The sequence below is a fragment of the Psychrobacter sp. SWN149 genome, from assembly GCF_015864565.1.
Taxonomy (GTDB): Bacteria; Pseudomonadota; Gammaproteobacteria; order Pseudomonadales; family Moraxellaceae; genus Psychrobacter.
Genome location: NZ_JADYWX010000007.1, coordinates 79,665 through 99,803 on the forward strand (window position 1 = coordinate 79,665; position 20,139 = coordinate 99,803).

The window sequence follows — 20,139 nt, forward strand, 5'->3', positions numbered from 1 at the left end:
CAACTAGCCAGCATGTCCGTACTATTAATCTTGCTGTGAAGTGATATTATTCGCTACAAAATATTGGAACCAAAACAGCCAAATTGTGGAAATTTGGAACCAAAACACGCCTGTTTTCTCTTTGGTTCCAACATAAAAAATCGCGCTTAGCCCAGTCATGGAAAGTGATTCAGCTCGGAACCAGAAATAATTTTGGAACCAAAAAAAAGCTGGAAAAATGGAACCACATTGGTACGATTATAGCGAGAGAACGCTTCTTAAAACCAATCTGAGATATGACATCGTTGCCTCAGCACCCAGCTTCGTATCAAGCATCAATCGAATGAACTGCTTAAACTGATTCGGGTTAGATAGTAGATGCATGGTCATGGCTTCAAACGTACCTTTGGCATCAAACATAGCGTCCTCGGCAGCGTTTGGATAGCCGCCCAGCATAATCTGATCAACACTGTTATTGGTGAACTGCTTGACCACAATCTCGTTCTCCGTGACCTTATCCCAAATAGTATTCATAAAATTCACTTTGTCTTTATCGGTAAAGTCCTCACCAGCAAAAACCTCGTTTAATCTATCAATAACCTGAGACAGTAGCGCTTCTTGTTTATCCTTGGGTGTTGCTGTACCCGCTCCACTGCCACCATCTAATTGATATTCAGACTTGCCCTCTTGTAGCTTTAAGTCCTGCTGGTGCAGCTTTGAGACGCGGTAATGACTCATAACGATGTTACTTAGATCGACGTCTTCTTCATTATCCACGCTTTCACGTAGTAGAGGCTGTAGGTTACGCGCGTATAGGCTTAGTTTCTCTAACTCTTTGTCGTCATAGTCCACAATTTGCGACATAAACTCATATTGGCGGGTAAATGTGCCTAAATCCTTTTTAAATATTTCCAGCGCATCCTGATCGGCCTTAAACCCTTTGTAGTCATTCTCAGCATTGGTCATCAGTACCACATCGCCCGTTGCTTTGGTACGCTCAAGCATCACTTTGGCGTGCTGTGCTTGCTCACGTGCCAGCTTGTATTTCTTCTGCCAACGCTCAACCGCTGGCTTGCAGATATTGCTGATGGCGGCGTTAGACTTGTTCTTACTATAAAACGCCTCAACGAATTGTTCTACCTCATGCCATAAAAAAATACCGCTAGCACGCAGCTTTTCATAAAGGTCAAACACCTGATCAGGGTCAGACACATCCGCTAAGGTTGCGGTCTCATAGTATGGCTGGAAGGCTTCAAAAATATCGTCAGGATCATTGAAGAAGTCGAGAACAAACGTACCGCTCTCTGCTTTGCCCTTATATGTACGGTTCAGCCGTGAAAGCGTCTGTACACAGTCCACGCCCGTCAGTTTCTTATCCACGTACATGGCGCACAGTTTGGGTTGGTCAAAGCCTGTCTGGAACTTATTAGCCACTAACATCACTTGATAGTCATCACTGTCAAAGGCTTTACGTAGATCACGGCCTTTTAGCCCGATATTCATATTATTCTCGGTGAACTTCTCACCAAGTAATGCGCCGCTATCAGGATCATTATCGTTAAAGGTGACTTCACCTGAGAACGCGACCATGGCATTGATGTTTCTATAACCGTAATCAGCAATATAGTTATCAAAGGCGATCTTATAGCGTACCGCCTCTTTACGTGAGCCTGTCACTACCATCGCTTTGGCTTGCCCGCCCAATAAGCCTTTAATATTGTCATTAAAGTGCTCAATGATGATCTTAACCTTCTGGGCGATATTGTGCTCATGGAGTCGCACCCAGTTATTAAGCTTAATTTTGGCGCGGCGAGCATCGACCTCATCATCAGCGGCGGCCAGCTTTTGCTTGAGCTGATAGACTACTTTATAGTTGGTATAGTTTTTAAGTACATCTAGGATAAAACCTTCTTCAATCGCTTGGCGCATAGAATAGACATGATAAGCGGCTGGCAGGTTATCTTTAGAGGCTGGCAAGTCAGGGTTAGGCAGACGTCCGAACAGCTCGATGGTTTTCGGTTTAGGCGTGGCGGTAAAGGCATAGTAGCTGAGGTTTGGACTGCTACGGCGGGCGGCTAACGTAGCGTCCAGTATGTCTTCGCTAGATAGCGGTGCATCATTCTCAGTATTGCTGTTCTCTATATCACCTGAGACCAACACTTCTTTAAGCTGGCGTGCGGTAGAGCCTGTTTGTGAGGTACCAAAAAGAAAAGGAATATATTAAGAGAAACTGGCTGAAGTAGCAAGAATCGATAGAAGCTATATGGGAAGTATTGAGCACAGTGAACAGAAATTAAGCTGGAAAAGGCGTTTGAGATCTGTGATAAGTTAGATATTACATTAATATACAGGATTTGATTTAAAGCAGAGCTTTTCATTAGAGATGTCTTAAGATAAATATAGTGTTATTATCCTAACTTTGGCAAACTATTGTAAATACTTAGATAACAAAGGAGATATTATTTGAACGAAGAAGAAGAAGAACTATATCCTCCTAGCGCTATTTCCTCTTGGAGCGGATTTGTATATCAAGGGAAAATCGCTCTTTATCATTGTTTAAAACTGTTACTTCAGGATGAACTTGATTTCGATCTACAATTGGATAGTACAGAAGATTTTGCAATTTACAGAGATGGGTTACTTATAAGTGCCCATCAAGTTAAAGCGAAAGTTGGGAAGTATAGAAGTAATTATACATCAGCTCTAGAAAAAGCGAGTAATATAGAAGGTGATAGAATTAGAGGCACTACTCGATACATACATGTTTCGGTTGAAATAAATGATACTTGTGACTTCGTTGCACCTAATGAAGAAGTTGTAAGTTTTTATGATTATGGTACCAATAAATATTGTGGGCTAGGAGACATCGAGGACCTTATCAAACAACTAATTATAGAACTATGTCAGAAAGAAGAAGTTCTGTTATCTGAAGTCCTTGTGAACACAAACTACTGTCTAGTATCAGAAATAATAAGCACACAAGCAATAGAGATCCATAGAAGGAATCAGGTGGATGGCTTATCTGAAGACGAAGCAGCATATACTTATACAATTAAGTCTAGCGATGTTCTATCAAATATACTTAACAATAGCCCATACACAGATATCGAATATTTTGCTTTAGAGTTGAAAAATGATTTATACAAGCATTTAGAAATAAAACTAGATTCAGCTCTCCCTACTATGTCAGAAGCCCAATATAGTAGAGCTAAAAATTTATTCTTCCATATATATCAGTTAGAATTAGACGAATTAAAGCATCTTTGCCAATTAATAAAACCTTCGGAAAAGTTTTCAAAAATACAAAAAATGGATATCAGCAGATACTCATCCTTAATTCAAAAAATTTTTATAGATCCAAATTTTAATGGGATACCACATTATACAGATAAATGCCATAATTTTTATTTACCTACAGCAATATCGCTAAATGATTCTGACGAGAGCTTAGACTGTATTAACCAGATTAAGCAAGAAACTAAAAACAATAAAACTTTGTTATTTTTACTATTTGAATATGGAAACCTCATAGCTGCACAGATAACCAGTTCCTTTGTAGTAGAATCAAAAATAACCGATGTTAGTGAGTCAGGCAATGGAAATACTCTTTCAGAAAAAGAAAATAACATTACTAAAGAACTAAACATAAGTGTTATAACATTGGAAGAAGCAGAGGGGAAAATAAATGCTTAAAAAAATAATAGAAGAAGCACTGATTGAAAATAAATTCTCCCTAAAACACCAAATAGAAGATAGTTCGTACTATATTCTCGAAAAAGATGAATCTGTTAGGTTTTCAGTCATACACGAAATATCAGACATACCATATCCTAGTGAGCTAAATACTGAAATCACCAAAAATGCACCTGAAGAATTTCTAAAACATCCAGCATTTAAAAAAAATTGTGATTTAATTTGTATATTAAAAATAGGGAGTCTATCGGAATTTAAAGAAAATGAAGGGAAGATCTTTGCTATAGAAGAAGACCCATATCAATATAAAAAATATATTCTCTATTACAGCGAAGTAGAGAAAGAAATGATTAAAGATAAATGCTATAAAGATATTATAAGAATAATCTCTGATAAGAATCAATTCAGAGCATATAAAATTGATCCTCTTCAGTCTTCGATATACAGTCTAGCAGCAAAAATATTTATTAAATTACCATTTTTAGAGTTGCCTCACGAGAAAAAGGATTTGGTACCACTAAAGTTACAAGCAAAGGAAATAGTAGATGAAGTTGGGCTTTCATCTTTATACGAAAAAATTCAAAATTCTTTATGTAACGGACAAGATGAAGATATTTTTATTAAGGAGCTAATTCAGAATGAATTGGAAAATATCACGGATTGAAATATCTAGCTTTAAAGCTTTCAAACATATAGTACTAAACGTAGATGGTAAATCCCTTCTAACTTTAGATGGACCTAACGGTTTTGGGAAAACTAGTATTTTTGATGCTATAGAGTTATTGTTAACTGGTCGCATAGCTCGAATAGAAAGGTTGTTTAATAAATTGATACCGGGTCAACAGGTAATCTATGAGGACAATCTATATTGGAATACACGCTCATTAAATTCAGATCTTTGCATTAAAATTGAATTCATAGATAAAGAGAAATCTTTTGTACTAGCAAGAAAAGCTAGTTACAACATATTAGAGAACAAAAGAAATAATAAAGCTAATAACTTTTCTTACTTTCTACTATATAAACTTGATAATTTCGAATCTGAAGAATATACATCAGAAAATATATGTTCAGATACTTTTATTTCAAAAAATTTCGGAGAAAGTATTAAAGAAAACTACTCACTTCTTAATTATTTAGAGCAAGGTCAGAATGAGTATTTATTCTCTACAGGAATTCACGAAAGGAAAGACCAACTAGAGAGCTTAATAAGAACTACGGAAGTCAATGAAGAAATAGAAAAATGCAAGTTAGTAGAAAGGAAAATAACAAGATTTATAAATCAGCCTGATAGAATACAAAAGAAAAATGATTTGGAAGAAAAAATTAGAGTCCTTCATACAGCTTCAAATATAGATTTAGATAGCAGTAATTACGAAAAAATAAGCACTACAGATAGTCAGCCTACTTGGGACAAAGAAGATTTCATTAATACTTACTCTAGAGAATTCTATACTGAATGTCTAACTAAAATACAAGAAATTATAGACTTATACCCACTTAAGCAATCAATAATTTCCAGAATCTATAATAATAAAATTGATAAATTCTTAACTCAAGAAAGGGAAACTATTAGAGCCTTAGTGCAACTAGGTAAAAATACTAAAAAAATATTACATTTCGATGAACAAATAAAAATAATTGATTCATTGAACTCTGATATATCTACTCTTCAGAAAGATACAAACTCCATTAGTCAATCCGATATTGAAATTATTGAATTTGAAAGCCCACTTATAATCGAAGAAATCAAAAAAGATATACGGCAACGAGATACTTTCCTTCAGAATATTAATAAAAAATCTGCTTTAGCTTCTGAAATAATAGGGTTAAAGGAAGATTTGATGGGCAAAAAATCCATATTAACTCCTGATGACAGTTTTTGCCCATTATGTGGAACTGACTGGGATTCTCATGAAAGACTATTATCAGCTCTAGAAAACAAGAACAAAGAACTATCCAGTAACTTAGATAACGAAGGAAGCCTTCTTCTTTTAATTCGTAGGTCGATAACAGAAAACATAGCTATCTTGCTAGAAGAAGTAAATAGAACTTACGTTACTGTTAGCTTTGGTTACGATCGAGCATTACATCAAGTTTTACTTAAAAATAGAGAACGAATAGGACAAATAGAAGCTCTAGCTTCGCGTCTTGAACAAATCAACATACATTATTATGATGGTTTCACTATGGATGAAAAAGAGATAGATAGACGTTTAGAGATTTTAGAAAGATCCATTCTAGCTCAAAAGAAAGAGGAAAAAAACCCACTACCAGAAAACTGGGAATCTACTATCAAATCAGCATTCAAAAAACCTGAGGATTTCTATATATTAGAGAGAAGCGCTTTAGAAATGAAAAAGAATTACATTTCTTTCAAAGAGAATGAGTCTAAAAATAATGCTCTTATAAAAATAAAAGATGAACTCTCTAGGTATGAACAAGAAAACCTTGCTGCTAGTACAGTCAAAGAAAATACTACCAAACTCAAAGAGTCATTAGTCAAAATTGAAAAAAACTATGCTGACCAAACAATTTCTGAAATTGAACTCATTTTCCATATTTATAGTGGGAGATTAATACAAAACTATCAACGTGGTCTTGGTTTATTTATTGAGAGCAAAGAAGGTAAACAATTAAGGTTTACAACTGCTGAAAAATCTGAGCATGACTCTATTCTTTCTATGAGCTCTGGGCAGATTTCAGCAATTAGCTTAGCATTCTTTTTTGCACTCAACAAAGTTTATGCTAAGACTTCTATGATATTAATTGATGATCCTTCTCAATCTTTAGATGAAATAAATATCGCATCTCTTACAGATTTATTGCGCTGTGAGCTGAGAGACAGACAACTTATAGTTTCTTCTCATGAAGAAGATATTTCTACTTACATGAGATATCGTTTTTCTAGAGCTGGACTTAGCTCTAAAACAATCAATATGCAGAATCATACAAGAAAAGAGCCAATATAAAACATAGCTAAGCTATCTAGAATCTCTAGATAGCTTAGCTCTAATATCATCGCGCTTGTTCCAGTCAGTGAATTTAGCCCTCTCATCTATGAGCTTTTTCACTTCTCTGGACAGCTCAATCAGCTTAGTTTTTGGATAAGTAAAGCCATACTTATGTGACAGTAGAATGTCATAAAACGCTTTCTCTTCAAAGTCGATACCCATTTCAATCCGTAGCTCATTATACAACTTAATGACCTCATCAGAGAAGTCGCCTATGACTTCGGCGCGCAATATGTCTTGCTCGTTACGGTCGTCATACTTCTCAACGAGCACATTCGTTGTCTTACTAAAATCAATACACTTAACCTTAGGTGCATTTTTTGCGTGTGAAAAAACCTTAATTCAAATTAGAAAATACAGACACTGATGCACACATCAATGATTAGGCAGTACTATAAAGTAAAGACATAAATGTATAAGCGTGGCAAAAATGACGATTACAAAAATAATGTTCGGAGAGATATTATGATTAATACATTTATATATTTGATGAATGCTTACTTCTATCAAGATTGGCGGGCAGAGTACTCCGATTCTAGAGCTAATGATAAAGACGTACTCGTACGTTTTGCGAGTAAGGAAAATATAGAGATATTAAACAGCTTAGTTCAAGACCTTGAATATATACTAGAGAATAATCTTGCAGAGAGAATTTTTGCAAGTAACAGCTTTGATTTCGATCCCTTACTAAATGGTTATTCTAGTGAGCAAGCATTGGTTGAGTCAGCTTATAAAGCTCTTACTACTGAAATAAATTAATGCTTTATTATTATCGTTTTACTTTGTGAAGTTTCTGATTGAACAGGTACTACAATCTGTAGTGACTTTTGCATAATGCGGTATATTTTGCGGTATATTTTTTATTATAAAAACACCAAACCTTTAATATCATTGTACACAGCCAATGCTTTACTTCCTGCCGTTCCGACCAAACATGGCAGTAACAGAGAAAAGCCAATCATTGTTTTCAATGGTTGGCTTTTTTTTGTGCTAAATTTGGCTGATGATTAAAGAAAGAAATAGTAAAATTTGAGCAGGACTAGGATTCATTACTCAAAAGCCAGCCACACACCTTTAGGCTGGTACTGACTTGCAACTACTATAATTTAAGGGTGTGTAAAGGTGTAAATTATGGTTAATTCTAGAGAGGATTTTTCAAATACTGACCTTCAAAAAATTCTCGAACAAGCCGAACGAATAGAGTTTGAAAGATTGCAACATAGAGCAACTATACCCACAGTATTTATAAAAGAATTACTAGATAGCCCACCTAACTTCTTACTAAGTCGTAATTTTTTTGACGTAGGTTATAAAGATAGGAAGAGAATATCAATCATTCATGAGCTAATAGAAAAGATAGAGAATATTGCTATTGAAGACTGCAAAGAACTTTTAGAAGAACAGGGTTATCGTGTAGATTTCGAGAAAGAAGAATCTATTATGTATAGATGATTATCTGCTCATATTATGCTCAGTAACAAAGATATTTATTTAGAGTCAAAGGAGCTTAAATGCTTGAACTTTCATAAACTATGTGACTGTATCAATTTAAAAGCTTTTGCTAGACTTTATTTTGAGAACCAACAATATGAAGCTAGTTTTTACTGTATCAACTTAGTTGGCTATGTTTTTGGTGCAGGAACAAATGAAGTTAGAGGTGATAACGATTTTCAAAAAAAACTATCAAAGTCCAACAAGACAAAAGCAAATAAAAGATGGTCAAAACACAATCAAACCAGACCTGAAAAAAAGAAACTATACCTAGAAATTATGGATCAACAGAACTTCACTACTTTTTCTGAAACAGCCGAATATATTAAACAGCACATTGAAACAGATAAAAAACCATCTTATGACACTATCAAACGATGGTTAAGCCAAGCCAACAAAGGCGATTTTTCATAACCTATTATACTGTGGTATGCAGGCATACAACACACTATGCATGCATAAGTATTTAGCTATAACCACACAACCTATAATATAAATCCATGAACCGTTACGCACCGTTGTGTAACGGCATAACATGGAGCTAAACATGACACAGCAAGATCATACCTCACATAATTTAGAGCAGCAGCCACCGCATAACGCGCCTAGCAACTTATCAAAATGGCTACTCCCGATACTTAGAATAGTACTCAGCATTCTATTACCCTACCTGCTATCACCACCTGATATCAGCATTCATATCCATCACATTAATATCATGTTTTAAAGCCAAAAAACTGAGCACTACCCTAGCCGATACTCGTGTCCTATAGACTTTTATAGAGCGAGCCGTTAGGGTAAATGCTACATCTTCACACTGGTTTATCCTATGTCCGAGCCTATCAATCAGCCTACATTTAATCGCCTCATAGATGATGCACCTTGGGAGCGTTACCGCCGTCCCTATGTGCGTGATTTGGCTTATGCGCTTGCTTGTCCCAATGTTTTGACGCAGTGGTTAGACTTTGCACCGCATGAGAATACACATGCTATTTCAGTGCATAGCGCTCACTTTTGGCAGTCGCAATTCAAGGCGTATGAGCAGCGGTTAACAGAGCTGGATACTACTAATGACTATCAAGCGCTGACTCGCTATTTACTCAAGCGCCCAAGTCCCAATCGATTAGGATTTCACTTTGAAGGGTTGCTGTCATTTTGGTTAGAAGATGGGTTTGCGCGCAAGCTGCATCCGTATGAGACACTTGCGAATAATGTGCAGCTATATAATGGCAAGCAGACCGTTGGTGAGCTTGATTTGATTTTGTATAATCATGATGAGAATCTGGTCGAGCATTGGGAGCTGGCCATCAAGTTTTTTATGGGGTCAGCGCCGTTTGAGCCTGTGAACTGGGTGGGGATTAATGCCAATGACAATCTACAGCGCAAGATGACGCACATGCAGACCAAGCAATTTCGGACAGTATGGGTAGATACCAAGGATAAAGGTCAGGTTAAAATTGATAAGCGTTATGGCATCATAAAAGGGCGATTTTTTCTGCCAATAGATACCAATAACTTTAGCTACCCTACTTGGCTAACACCAAGCTTTCCACTACATGAATGGTGCGATAAGAAAGACGAGGCAGGTCTTGTAACCATCGATATGACGACGTTGCGAGCCGCGCATTATATTGAATGGTTCACCAAGCGCGGCTTTTACGATGAGCGACATGATTATGATGGTCAGCAGCAGTCAGCATGGTCGGATGATGAGCTGATGCTTAGAACAGGATTATATTTTGTGGGTGATAGGCCGATTGTCATTTATCCAAGGCAGCCAAACGAATAGCTGTATTCAACTCGAACAATCGAATGAGTCATCGCTGGTTGCCCTAATCCGTTAAGCGAGGTACGTAGCTAACAAAGATTTAGCAATACTTACCTCACTTGATTAATACCTCTCAATGACATGCATCAGCTCATCTCTGAGTATCTCAGCACTCGGCATACGCTCAGCATGGAAACGCACCATCGCAATACCTGCACTGGCAAGCGCCTTATCCTTTTTATCATCGGCTTTTTGGCGCGCTTTACTGCTATGCGTCCAGTCATCCAGCTCTATAGCCACCAGCGTGTTCTGAGCATCGACATCTACGATCACATAATCAACGCTCTGGCGACAGATACGATTGAACCAAAAGTTACGCTCTGAGGTCTCACTGCTGTTGGCCTCGATGATTCGTGATAGCTGAACTTGGACAAATATATGATACTCAGGCAGTGCCTTTTTTAACTTATCAAAAAATATGACTTCAGTATCAGTCATGATGGGCATGGGCGCAAATGGCCAAATAGCCAACTCATCACCGCGTACCGGTTTTGGATCAGGCTCGGCGGCTGGCGGCTTTGCTAGCAGCTTGGGTAATATTATTACCCCTAAAAACCCAACGGCCAATATTAAAAATATAACACCAAATGACATGGTTTTACCTTATACGATATGAGAGTGATTGGCCGAGTGTTATAACTTCTATTCGTATCATGACTTCTATCAGTATCATGAATCCTAGAAGCTTCATAATTTCGTTGAGCCATTAACTGGCCAATCACAACAGGTCAGCCTCTACAGGCCGACAGGTTATAAAAATAGATAATAAAAATCGTGCTTATCCTAACCAAGTACGCGCCAATCAGCAAACCTAAAAACAAAAAACACGACATTAATTGTCGTGTTTTCATAAAAGGTATCAATGCGCGTTCTAATTCTATAAAACGCTCACTCAAGCTTCTGTATTAACGCCAGTATAATACCCACGCACTGGTCGTATTTACTTTCGGGTCGCTATTGATCTTGTCTTTTAGTGCCAATGCGGCGACTTTTCCGCGTTCAGGCCCGACCACTACACGGACACCGCGGCTGGTTGCACTGGTTTTCACCTGATAGCCTGCCGATTTGAATTTCTTTGCCAACTCATCAGCTTTGGCTTGATTGTCAGCTAGCGCAACTTGTACCCCAAAGCTACCTTTGGCATCCGTCTCTTTAACTTCCTTACGCGCGGCACTGAGCTTTTGCTGGGCATCACGCTTTGCATCGGCAGATTTCTTTGCGAGGGCTTCTTCTTGTTGGCGCTTCTTCTCACGCGCTTGCTCGGCAGCGACTGCTTCACGCTCTAGGCGCTGTACTTGAGCACGTGACGGAATCGTTATACTTTGCCCCAATTGTAATGATGCTGACGGAGAGATATCATTGGCTTGTGCCAACACTTCGACAGGTACATTATATTGTCTTGCTAACTTAATGAGCCCATCACCTCTTTTTACTTCATAATCAGAAGGTGATTTTGGTGGCTCGTTTTTGGCCTGAGCCGCTTCGGCAGCTTCTCGCTTTTGTTCTACCAGTGCTTGTGCTTCAGCCTGCTTTTTGGCCTCTGCTTGCCTCTTTACTTTGGCTTGCTCGTTTGCTTCAGCGGCTTTTTTACTATCCGCTAATTTTTTAGCAGCGGCTTCTGCTTTGATCGTAGCTTGTCGCTTTGCTTCTTGTTGCGCTTGAGCCGCTTTTTGCTTTTCAGCATCACTAGACTTCTTGGCATCGATAGCCGATACATTATCAGTACGAGGCTGAACGGTTAGGTCTTTATTGATATCTTTTGCAGTATCTGTGCTGTCTTCTACGTCAGGTGTGCGACTTGCCACATATTGTTGGCTCTCGGCACGGGCTTTTGCCAACGCCTCCGCTTCTGCCATCTCTTGCTCTGTCAAAAACTCTTTTGCCCGTTTTTCTTGCTCTGCCACACGCGCGGCACGCTCTTTCTGTTTTTGCGCAAGGATGCGCTTTTCTGTTTCGATATCAGTCGTCAACGGCTGTGACGCTGCTTGCTCTACATCTGGCTTATCTACCATCACTGATTCAGGCTGCGGTGTATCACTCTCACCAATCTGTTGCACCATGGCATATAGCATGACGCTACCGCCTATAATCATCCCAATGCCCAATAAGGCTTGTCTCGAAAAGTTCATCCGTTTACGTCTCTTAGTTGGTAATAAGGTTGACCCGGCAGCGCCGAAAATCTCTCAAAGCAACACGATAAATTGCTTTATTCAGACTCTCTTAACGCCAATTACGGTTATCAAGGGTTAGATATGTGCTGACTTTTTATGCGCCCAATTTCTAGACTCAATCTTATAAATCATTTTGATTATAAAGCATATTTTTCTTGCTGTCTGCTATCAGGCGACGACTAAGGTTAACACTAAACACGTCTTACTTTAACTCATATGATCAGAGCTGTAGCGCAGCCAATGCCTCACCAATCGTGTGAAACGAACCACACACGACGATTAAGTCTTGTGGTTCGCTAGCTTCTATTACTGCATTCGTTGCCGACTTTAGGCCATCAAACGCATGTATAGCATCACTATCAATATAATTGACCAAGATGCTCTGTAGTTGCTGGGTACTTGCCGCACGTGGATAATCAATCTCCGCGATGAACCACTCGCTAATGGGCAAACCTGCCTCAGTCAAACGCTGTACCACCTTATCGATGTCTTTATCACCAAGCATAGAGAACAGCATTTTTATCTTTGGCGGGGTGACAGTCGCTGAGCTATTTTGATTCAGTTGACTGTCTACATGCTGCTGCCAAAAAGGTAATAGCTGTGCTAATAAGAACTCAACGCCTTTCTCATTGTGTGCCACATCAAATAGCCAATGACGACTTTGACTCTCACGATAGTCAAAACGCCCTGCCAGCTTGACCCTGTTTAGTGCTTGCTCGATGGCATGGATATCGACATTCAGTGGACTGGCGAGTACTGCTGATAGCGCATTGGCGGTATTGGTTAGTGATAGCGCTGGACGTGGTAATTGCAATGTCACCGCTGCATTACTATATTGCCAAGTATCTGAGCTGATATCACGATAGCTAAAGTCACGCCCTATCTGATAGCAAGTCGCTTGCTGAGTATCAATGGCGTGCTGCACGCTGACTGGCATCTCGCTTGACCCATAGACTACAGAAATCCCATCGCGTAATATACCTGCTTTTTCGCGGCCGATGTCTTCAACATTATCACCTAACCAGTCGACATGATCGATGCCTATATTGGTAATCACTGCCATGTCAGGATCAATGATATTGACCACATCTAGGCGTCCGCCTAATCCCACTTCTAATACCCATACATCGCAGTCTGCTTCAGCAAATATCAACAAGGCTGCGAGCGTTGTCATCTCAAAGAATGACAAGGTCAAATCACATTGTAAGCGAGCTGCTTCTACTTTACTAAATGCAGCAATCAGAGTCTGGTCACTGACCATCTCGCCATTCACACGTACGCGCTCATTGAAGGCACTGAGATGTGGCGATTGGTACAGTGCCGTCTTATATCCTGCGGCTTTACACATTTTGGCGATGACGGCGGTTGTAGAGCCTTTGCCATTAGTGCCTGCCACGGTAAATACATAAGCGTCATCTTTGGCTGATTGCACCACTCCTAATGCCTCTGCGACAGGCAACACGCGTGACAATCCCATATCGATCGCCGATACATGAATCTGCTGCATATAGTCTAGCCACTCAGTCAGGCTAGATTCGTTATTAGGGCTACTAGGGTTGGGTGCTAAAAGGTCAGACATGAATAGAACCTATATAAAATTTAATAAGAGATAAAAATATATGTGTTAGCTAAAACCAAAAATAGCACTTATCGTGCAATGACGATAAATGCTATTAGAGGGTCTTGCATATGTAGTAGATGTTAGCACGCGGCTAAGCCGTTATGCACTCAATAAATGACTCGATATACTGAGTAACTTACCTTATCGAGCATCTCACTTTACTGAGCATCTACGTTTGGTACGCGGCATAGTTTTGCAAGCAAACGATAGATCGTATCAATTAGCTGATGACGGTGCACCACTTCATCTACTACGCCGTGCTCTAACAAAAACTCTGCACGCTGGAATGGCTCTTCTAGCGTCTCGCGTACAGTCTGCTCAATCACTCGCTTACCCGCAAAGCCAATCATGGCTTTTGGTTCTGCTAAATGAATATCACCAAGCATCGCGAGTGACGCAGTTACGCCACCATAGACAGGGTTGGTCAATACCACAATATAAGGAATACCAGCGATTCTTAAACGCTCAATCGCGGCAGCAGTCCTTGCCATTTGCATCAATGACAATAGGCCCTCTTGCATACGCGCACCGCCAGAAGCGGCAAAGCATACTAAAGGTATCTTTTGTTCTAGGGCTTTTTCGGCGGCTTGCACAAAACGGTCACCAACGACTGACCCCATTGATCCGCCCATAAAGCGGAAATCAAAGGCACAAGCAACGATATCAAGATTACGCAGTTTGCCATACATAGCAATCAGCGCCTCAGACTCGCCTGTTTTTTCTTGTGCTTCACTCATACGTGCAGGATATGGCTTACTATCCACAAATCCGAGTGGGTCTTTTGCCGTGAACTCTTGCCCTGTCTCGCCTTCTACTTGATCAAGCAACCAATTCAAACGCTCACGAGCGCTCATCGGTAGATGGTGATCACAGTGTGGACAAACATAGCAGTTAAAGATAAGCGCGGTATTGGTAATCATCGAATGACAGTTGCTACACTTAGTCGACGGCTCGGTCTCTACCGCTGTCAGTTGTGCAGTTAATTGCTGCTTGATACCTGGTATCGGACGATTGAACCATGACTGTCCCGCATTGCTGTTTGGCGCGGTGGTAGCAGTCGTGTTATCGGGTGTTGTTATTGTATCAGTCATATTATTTGCCATCATAAAAGGCTTACTGACAAGTTGGCTCATTCGCTTGTCATTGAAAGTGTCATAGTGGTCTGCGCTAAGCGTTACATCCAGTCATAACATGAGCCATCATACAGCGCGATTACGTGTTTAGCTTTTCACTTACGCACCGATAGGTTGACTGTGTGCTTATCGATAGCCGCTCGTAACAAATAGCAGCTACTAGACCCTATGTAATAGTCGTATTAGTTTACACTCGTAAACTAAATTTAGCAAAGTCATTTGATATTGTCTTCGGTCGGCACTGATAGCCATGTAAGCTTATAAATCAAAGATGACCACATTTGGTCATCTTACTATCTATATACTAAAGTTCCACTGCTATGCACTTAAACTGTCTAAAGCACTGCGCAGCTCATCCATTTTTTCCATGATTTTTTGCTGAGCATTTGCAACAGCAGCCGCGTCGTTGGCATCGATATCGGCAAAGTTCTGTACCAACGCACTACCGACGATTACGCCATCTGCATGAGTACCAATTGCCTTGGCTGATGCGCCATCACGGATACCAAAACCAACGCATACTGGCAGGTCTGTCTCTGCTTTAATTGCTTTAACTTGAGTTGCCACAGCATCAGTATCTAGCGTCGCTGAACCAGTCACACCTTTTAGTGATACATAATAAATATAGCCACCACAATGGGTCAATACTTGCTCACGGCGCTCAGGCAAAGTGGTCGGTGATAGCAAGAAAATCTCATTCATCGAATGATCTGTCAAATGCTGAGTAAAGCTACCCGCCTCTGCTGGTGGTAAATCCACCATCAATAAACCATCGACGCCTGACTGTTCGCATAGCGTCACAAAGTTATCATAGCCGATGATTTCAACAGGATTGAGATAGCCCATCAAGATGATTGGCGTCTGCGCGTCCTGCTGACGGAACTCTGCAACCATTTTTAGCGCATCACGAGTACTTGTACCGGCGGCTAATGCGCGCTCGCCTGCCAAAGCAACCACAGGACCATCTGCCATTGGATCAGAGAACGGTAGACCGACTTCGATCATATCTGCGCCATGTTTCACTAAGTCATGTAGCAAGCCGACTGTCGTGGTCGGATTGGGATCGCCTGCCATCACATAAGGAATCAGGGCTTTTTTATTTTGTGCTTTTAAGGTTTCAAAAGTGCTTTCAATTCTGGTCATAATGGTCTCTTAATTATTATAAACTGGCTTGTTTGACCTTTTATTTAATAATCTATATTGAACAATAAAAGGTCAAACAATTTTTCCTATAAAGAATAATCTAGTAACTTATTGCAAATGCTCGTTACTACATCTCAATCCCTTCTGCCTTCATCACTGAATGCAAATCTTTGTCACCGCGACCTGACATGTTGACGATGATCGTCTGATCAGGTGTCATGGTTTTAGCCAGTTTCAATGCATAAGCGACGGCATGAGCAGTCTCAAGCGCAGGGATGATGCCTTCTTTGCGCGTGGCCTCATGGAAGCCTTCTAGCGCCTCTTTATCCGTACAGCCGACATATTCAACGCGCTTCATGTCTTTTAAGAAGCTGTGCTCAGGGCCAACACCAGGATAATCAAGACCTGCTGAGATAGAATGTGTCTCTTGAATCTGACCATCATCATCTGCCATTAGGTAAGTACGGTTACCGTGCAGTACGCCGATACGACCAGCTGCTAGTGGCGCTGAATGGCGACCTGTTTCGATACCATCGCCTGTTGCCTCGACACCGTACATCTTAACGTCAGTATCATTTAGGAAGTCAAAGAACAAACCAATCGCGTTTGAGCCGCCACCGACACACGCAACCAAGGCATCTGGCATTTTTCCTGTTTTTTCTAAATGCTGAATGCGTGCTTCTTTACCGATAATCGCTTGGAAATCACGAACCAATAGCGGATAAGGATGCGGACCTGCAACCGTACCAATAATATAATACGTGCTATCGACGTTGGTGACCCAGTCACGCATCGCTTCGTTCATCGCATCTTTGAGTGTGCGTGAGCCAGAAGTGACTGGCACAACTGTTGCACCAAGTAAGCGCATACGATAGACGTTCATCTTTTGACGTTCGACATCGTCCGCACCCATATAAACGATACATTCTAGCCCTAAGCGTGCCGCAATCGTTGCCGTGGCTACGCCATGCTGTCCTGCGCCAGTCTCAGCGATGATACGTTTTTTGCCACACATTTTGGCAAGCAGTGCCTGACCAATGGTGTTATTTACTTTATGCGCACCTGTATGGTTTAGGTCTTCACGCTTAAAGTAAATTTGCGCACCACCAATCTCATCGCTCAAGCGTTTAGCATGATACAGCGGCGTTGGACGACCGACATAATTGACCAAATCATTATGATACTCTTCCCAGAACGCAGGATCTGCTTTGACTTTAGTATAAAGCGCCTCTAACTCCTCTAGAGCAGCCATTAGCGTCTCAGAGACAAAACGACCCCCATGTACACCGAAATGACCACGTGCATCAGGATACTGGTTAAAATCCTGTACATTTTCAGGATTGGTAAAAGTATTGATAGATTGTGCAGTGGCAGATAAATCTTTGTTTGCGACATGACTCATGATAATTCCTACTGTAATAAGTGGTATTTTTTAGATAACTTTAGATAACTAGAGAGAAAATAATAAAAGGGATAACAACGTAATAAGATTCAAGCAGAAAAATCGGAATAACGAACAACTAAGCAGATTATGTATAGCAAGCAACTTGATACAAACCCACTTAGATGGCGTCAGTGACCGTAGCGTTTTGCCATCGATCGCGCTTGACCGCTTTCATAAAGGCACGCATTTTGGCAGCGTCTTTTTTACCTTTATCAACTTCAATACCACCGCTCACATCGACACCATAAATAGGCAAATCTAATGTCGCGGCAACATTGTCGGCATCGAGTCCACCAGCCAAAACGATCGGCAATGCGCTGTCATGTGGAATGAGACTCCAGTCAAAACGCTGCCCTGTACCGCCGTATGCATCTTGATGATAAGCATCCAGCAAAATACTACTGGCACCTGCGGTCGCAAATTGGTTAATTTGGGCGCGAACGCTATCGAGGGTATCTTGCTCTGTATTGATACGTAACGCTTTGATCCAGCGTTTATTGACCATACCTGCCAGCTTTTGGCACTGCTCAGGTGTTTCATCACCATGGAACTGGATAATATCAAAAGCAACGTTGTTTGCTAATTTGCTCAGCTCATCTTCAGGCATATTGACCACCAACGCCACCACGCTGACAAAAGCGGGCACAGCAGCGCTCAGGGTTTGCGCCTGCTCTATCGTGACTGCACGTGGACTTGGTGGATAAAACACCAAACCCACTGCATCTGCACCTAGCTGTGCCGCAGTCTGTATGTCACTAAGCTGAGTAAACCCGCAAAACTTAACGTGCATTTTGTGACCTTGCGTTTCATGGTACTGAATATGACACCGATTATAGCGGCATCAGATAGGTTCAAGCTAAAGATAAATCGTTAGATGTGATGAGGTTTTGTTAACCAAACGGCAAAGCCATTGCATCCAAAAACTTATCCTAGCATACTTTTATCCTTAGTTTTGTTTATGATTGCGATTGATTAATATAGGGATACTTTGATGTCTAAGACTGCACAGACAGCCGCTACTGATACTGATACTGATACTAACGACAATGCTACTAGCAAAAATCCACCGCATTACTTGATGTGGTTTCGCCGTGACCTACGTATCCATGACAATACCGCTTTAGCAGCGCTTTGCGAACGTGCAAAAGAGGACAACGCCTCAGTATCTGCCGTATTCTTTTTGACGCCTAAGCAGTGGCAAACGCATGACACCTCCCTTGTACAAGTCGATCATATTGCCCGCACGTTACCTATCTTAGCAAAGACATTGCAAGAAAAACTAAACATCACCTTGATCGTTCAAGTTTTTCCAAACTTCTCAGACTGTATCGATGCTCTAACCACCTTGTGTCAGGATAATGGTATTAGCTGCGTTATGGCCAACCATGAGTACGAAGGCAATGAGATTGATCGTGATGAGCAATTAAGCAAACAACTGGCAAAAGACGATATCGAGTTTGTCCGCTGGCATGACCAGTGCATTTTGCCGCCGCAAAGCATCACGACTAATGATGGCGATAGTATGTATAAGGTCTTTACGCCGTTTTATAAAAAGTGGCGACATACGTTAGACGTCAGCACTATTCAAATGCATGAAGCACCTGCAGTGGATAGTGATTATAAAATCGAACTAAAATCATCGCAAACGTTTGCCAATACAATCGACGATATCAAATCACTAAATGAAAAAATGCTCAGTGACTACCAGCAGACATTAGAAAAGAACGACTCTCTGCAACATATCGATATGACAATTCAGCTTAACCAAGCAAGAGACACTTATCCTGCAGGTGAGTCTGCCGCTTGCCAGCGCCTAGCAGCATTCGTCGATGATGATATCAACGACTATGATGTGAGCCGCGATGTACCGCACCTACATGCCACCAGTCAGCTATCGGCTTATCTGACTATAGGATCTATCAGCCCTAGACTTTGCTACCTACAAGCAAATGAAGCGCAAGAAGTTCTACATGGCAATGATGGCGACAATGAAGACATCAATCGCTGGATAAGCGAGCTTGCATGGCGAGACTTTTATCGGCACGTGCTGGTCGAAAAGCCAAACCTGATTCGTCATAAAGCGTATAAAGAAGAGACTGATACCAAGATTAATTGGTCGTATAACACTGATGATTTTGAAGCATGGTGCACAGGCATGACAGGTGTGCCGCTCGTAGATGCGGCGATGCGTTGTTTAAATGCGACAGGGTTTATGCACAATCGCTTGCGTATGGTGACTGCGATGTTTTTGACGAAGGATTTATTGATTGATTGGCGCTTGGGTGAGAGTTACTTTATGCAGCAGCTCATAGATGGCGATTTTGCGTCCAATAACGGCGGCTGGCAGTGGAGTGCTTCAACAGGTACAGACTCAGCACCCTACTTCCGTATTATGAACCCCTTTAGCCAAGCTAATACACATGATCCTAAAGCTCTGTTTATTAAGACGTGGCTACCAGAATTAAAAGATATTCCTAATAGCATCTTGCATAGTGAGGATAAGATACGTAAAGAACTGGCAAAGGGTGGTAAATTTAACGATGTTGATTACCCTCTGCCAATAGTTGAGCATAAAGTGGCTCGTCAACTGACTATTGCCGAATTTAAAAAAGAGGCTTAATT

17 protein-coding genes and 1 pseudogene are annotated in these 20,139 nt (G+C 40.7%); 9 read left to right on the forward strand and 9 right to left on the reverse strand.

The annotated features are described in order from the left end of the window. Nucleotides 1-237: 237 nt before the first annotated feature. Nucleotides 238-2,178 (reverse strand): annotated as a pseudogene (locus I6E86_RS11980) (UvrB domain 3-containing protein); the annotation flags it as partial. Between the two features lie 264 nt (nucleotides 2,179-2,442). On the opposite strand from I6E86_RS11980, the gene I6E86_RS11985 reads away from it, so the two are divergent. From I6E86_RS11985 to I6E86_RS11995, 3 genes are read left to right on the forward strand one after another with little or no spacing between them, the layout of a single operon-like run. Further along, nucleotides 2,443-3,672 (forward strand): ABC-three component system protein, encoded by a 1,230-nt coding sequence (locus I6E86_RS11985; protein ID WP_197177639.1) that lies wholly within the window; start codon nucleotides 2,443-2,445, stop codon nucleotides 3,670-3,672. Next, a complete protein-coding gene (locus I6E86_RS11990) occupies nucleotides 3,665-4,336 on the forward strand; it encodes an ABC-three component system middle component 1 (RefSeq protein ID WP_197177640.1) in 672 nt (223 codons plus the stop codon). The genes I6E86_RS11985 and I6E86_RS11990 overlap by 8 nt, the downstream gene beginning before the upstream one ends. Continuing rightward, nucleotides 4,311-6,644: an AAA family ATPase gene (locus I6E86_RS11995; protein ID WP_197177641.1), complete on the forward strand. Its 2,334-nt coding sequence runs from the start codon at nucleotides 4,311-4,313 to the stop codon at nucleotides 6,642-6,644. Before I6E86_RS11990 ends, I6E86_RS11995 begins: the two co-directional genes overlap by 26 nt. A gap of 12 nt (nucleotides 6,645-6,656) precedes the next feature. On the opposite strand, the gene I6E86_RS12000 is transcribed toward I6E86_RS11995, so the two are convergent. Continuing rightward, nucleotides 6,657-7,028, reverse strand: a complete 372-nt coding sequence (locus I6E86_RS12000) for a type I restriction enzyme endonuclease domain-containing protein (RefSeq protein WP_197177699.1) — start codon at nucleotides 7,026-7,028, stop codon at nucleotides 6,657-6,659. Between the two features lie 123 nt (nucleotides 7,029-7,151). Between I6E86_RS12000 and I6E86_RS12005 the strand changes: the two genes are divergently transcribed. The 5 genes from I6E86_RS12005 to I6E86_RS12025 all read left to right on the forward strand — a co-directional run bounded on the left by I6E86_RS12005 (nucleotide 7,152) and on the right by I6E86_RS12025 (nucleotide 9,966). Continuing rightward, complete coding sequence (locus tag I6E86_RS12005) at nucleotides 7,152-7,445, forward strand: contact-dependent growth inhibition system immunity protein (RefSeq protein WP_197177642.1); 294 nt, start codon at nucleotides 7,152-7,154, stop codon at nucleotides 7,443-7,445. Between the two features lie 372 nt (nucleotides 7,446-7,817). Next, nucleotides 7,818-8,138, forward strand: a complete 321-nt coding sequence (locus I6E86_RS12010; protein ID WP_197177643.1) for a hypothetical protein — start codon at nucleotides 7,818-7,820, stop codon at nucleotides 8,136-8,138. Between the two features lie 63 nt (nucleotides 8,139-8,201). Beyond that, nucleotides 8,202-8,591, forward strand: a complete 390-nt coding sequence (locus tag I6E86_RS12015; RefSeq protein WP_197177644.1) for a hypothetical protein — start codon at nucleotides 8,202-8,204, stop codon at nucleotides 8,589-8,591. 133 nt (nucleotides 8,592-8,724) lie between these two features. After that, nucleotides 8,725-8,904, forward strand: coding sequence for a hypothetical protein (locus tag I6E86_RS12020; protein WP_197177645.1), 180 nt, complete (start codon nucleotides 8,725-8,727; stop codon nucleotides 8,902-8,904). Between the two features lie 102 nt (nucleotides 8,905-9,006). Continuing rightward, nucleotides 9,007-9,966 carry a DUF1853 family protein gene (locus tag I6E86_RS12025; RefSeq protein ID WP_197177646.1) on the forward strand — a complete coding sequence of 320 codons (960 nt, stop codon included), beginning with the start codon at nucleotides 9,007-9,009 and terminating at the stop codon, nucleotides 9,964-9,966. 102 nt (nucleotides 9,967-10,068) lie between these two features. Here the strand turns inward: I6E86_RS12025 and I6E86_RS12030 are convergent, their stop codons facing one another. The 7 genes from I6E86_RS12030 to I6E86_RS12060 form a co-directional block, all read right to left on the reverse strand. Beyond that, the gene (locus I6E86_RS12030; RefSeq protein ID WP_197177647.1) at nucleotides 10,069-10,599 is read right to left on the reverse strand and encodes a DUF2726 domain-containing protein; all 531 of its coding nucleotides are present in this window, start codon (nucleotides 10,597-10,599) and stop codon (nucleotides 10,069-10,071) included. Nucleotides 10,600-10,910: 311 nt separating this feature from the next. Further along, nucleotides 10,911-12,134, reverse strand: a complete 1,224-nt coding sequence (locus I6E86_RS12035; RefSeq protein ID WP_197177648.1) for an SPOR and LysM peptidoglycan-binding domain-containing protein — start codon at nucleotides 12,132-12,134, stop codon at nucleotides 10,911-10,913. Nucleotides 12,135-12,396: 262 nt separating this feature from the next. Further along, entirely contained in the window at nucleotides 12,397-13,755 is a 1,359-nt protein-coding gene (gene folC, locus I6E86_RS12040; protein ID WP_197177649.1) for a bifunctional tetrahydrofolate synthase/dihydrofolate synthase, read from the reverse strand. Between the two features lie 200 nt (nucleotides 13,756-13,955). Continuing rightward, nucleotides 13,956-14,900 carry an acetyl-CoA carboxylase, carboxyltransferase subunit beta gene (gene accD / locus I6E86_RS12045; RefSeq protein ID WP_197177700.1) on the reverse strand — a complete coding sequence of 315 codons (945 nt, stop codon included), beginning with the start codon at nucleotides 14,898-14,900 and terminating at the stop codon, nucleotides 13,956-13,958. Nucleotides 14,901-15,248: 348 nt separating this feature from the next. Then, entirely contained in the window at nucleotides 15,249-16,073 is an 825-nt protein-coding gene (trpA, locus tag I6E86_RS12050) for a tryptophan synthase subunit alpha (protein ID WP_197177650.1), read from the reverse strand. 127 nt (nucleotides 16,074-16,200) lie between these two features. Beyond that, entirely contained in the window at nucleotides 16,201-17,475 is a 1,275-nt protein-coding gene (gene trpB / locus I6E86_RS12055; RefSeq protein WP_227680645.1) for a tryptophan synthase subunit beta, read from the reverse strand. A gap of 160 nt (nucleotides 17,476-17,635) precedes the next feature. Then, the gene (locus tag I6E86_RS12060; RefSeq protein ID WP_320158539.1) at nucleotides 17,636-18,337 is read right to left on the reverse strand and encodes a phosphoribosylanthranilate isomerase; all 702 of its coding nucleotides are present in this window, start codon (nucleotides 18,335-18,337) and stop codon (nucleotides 17,636-17,638) included. Nucleotides 18,338-18,508: 171 nt separating this feature from the next. Between I6E86_RS12060 and I6E86_RS12065 the strand changes: the two genes are divergently transcribed. Then, a complete protein-coding gene (locus I6E86_RS12065) occupies nucleotides 18,509-20,137 on the forward strand; it encodes a cryptochrome/photolyase family protein (protein ID WP_197177652.1) in 1,629 nt (542 codons plus the stop codon). Nucleotides 20,138-20,139 lie beyond the last annotated feature (2 nt).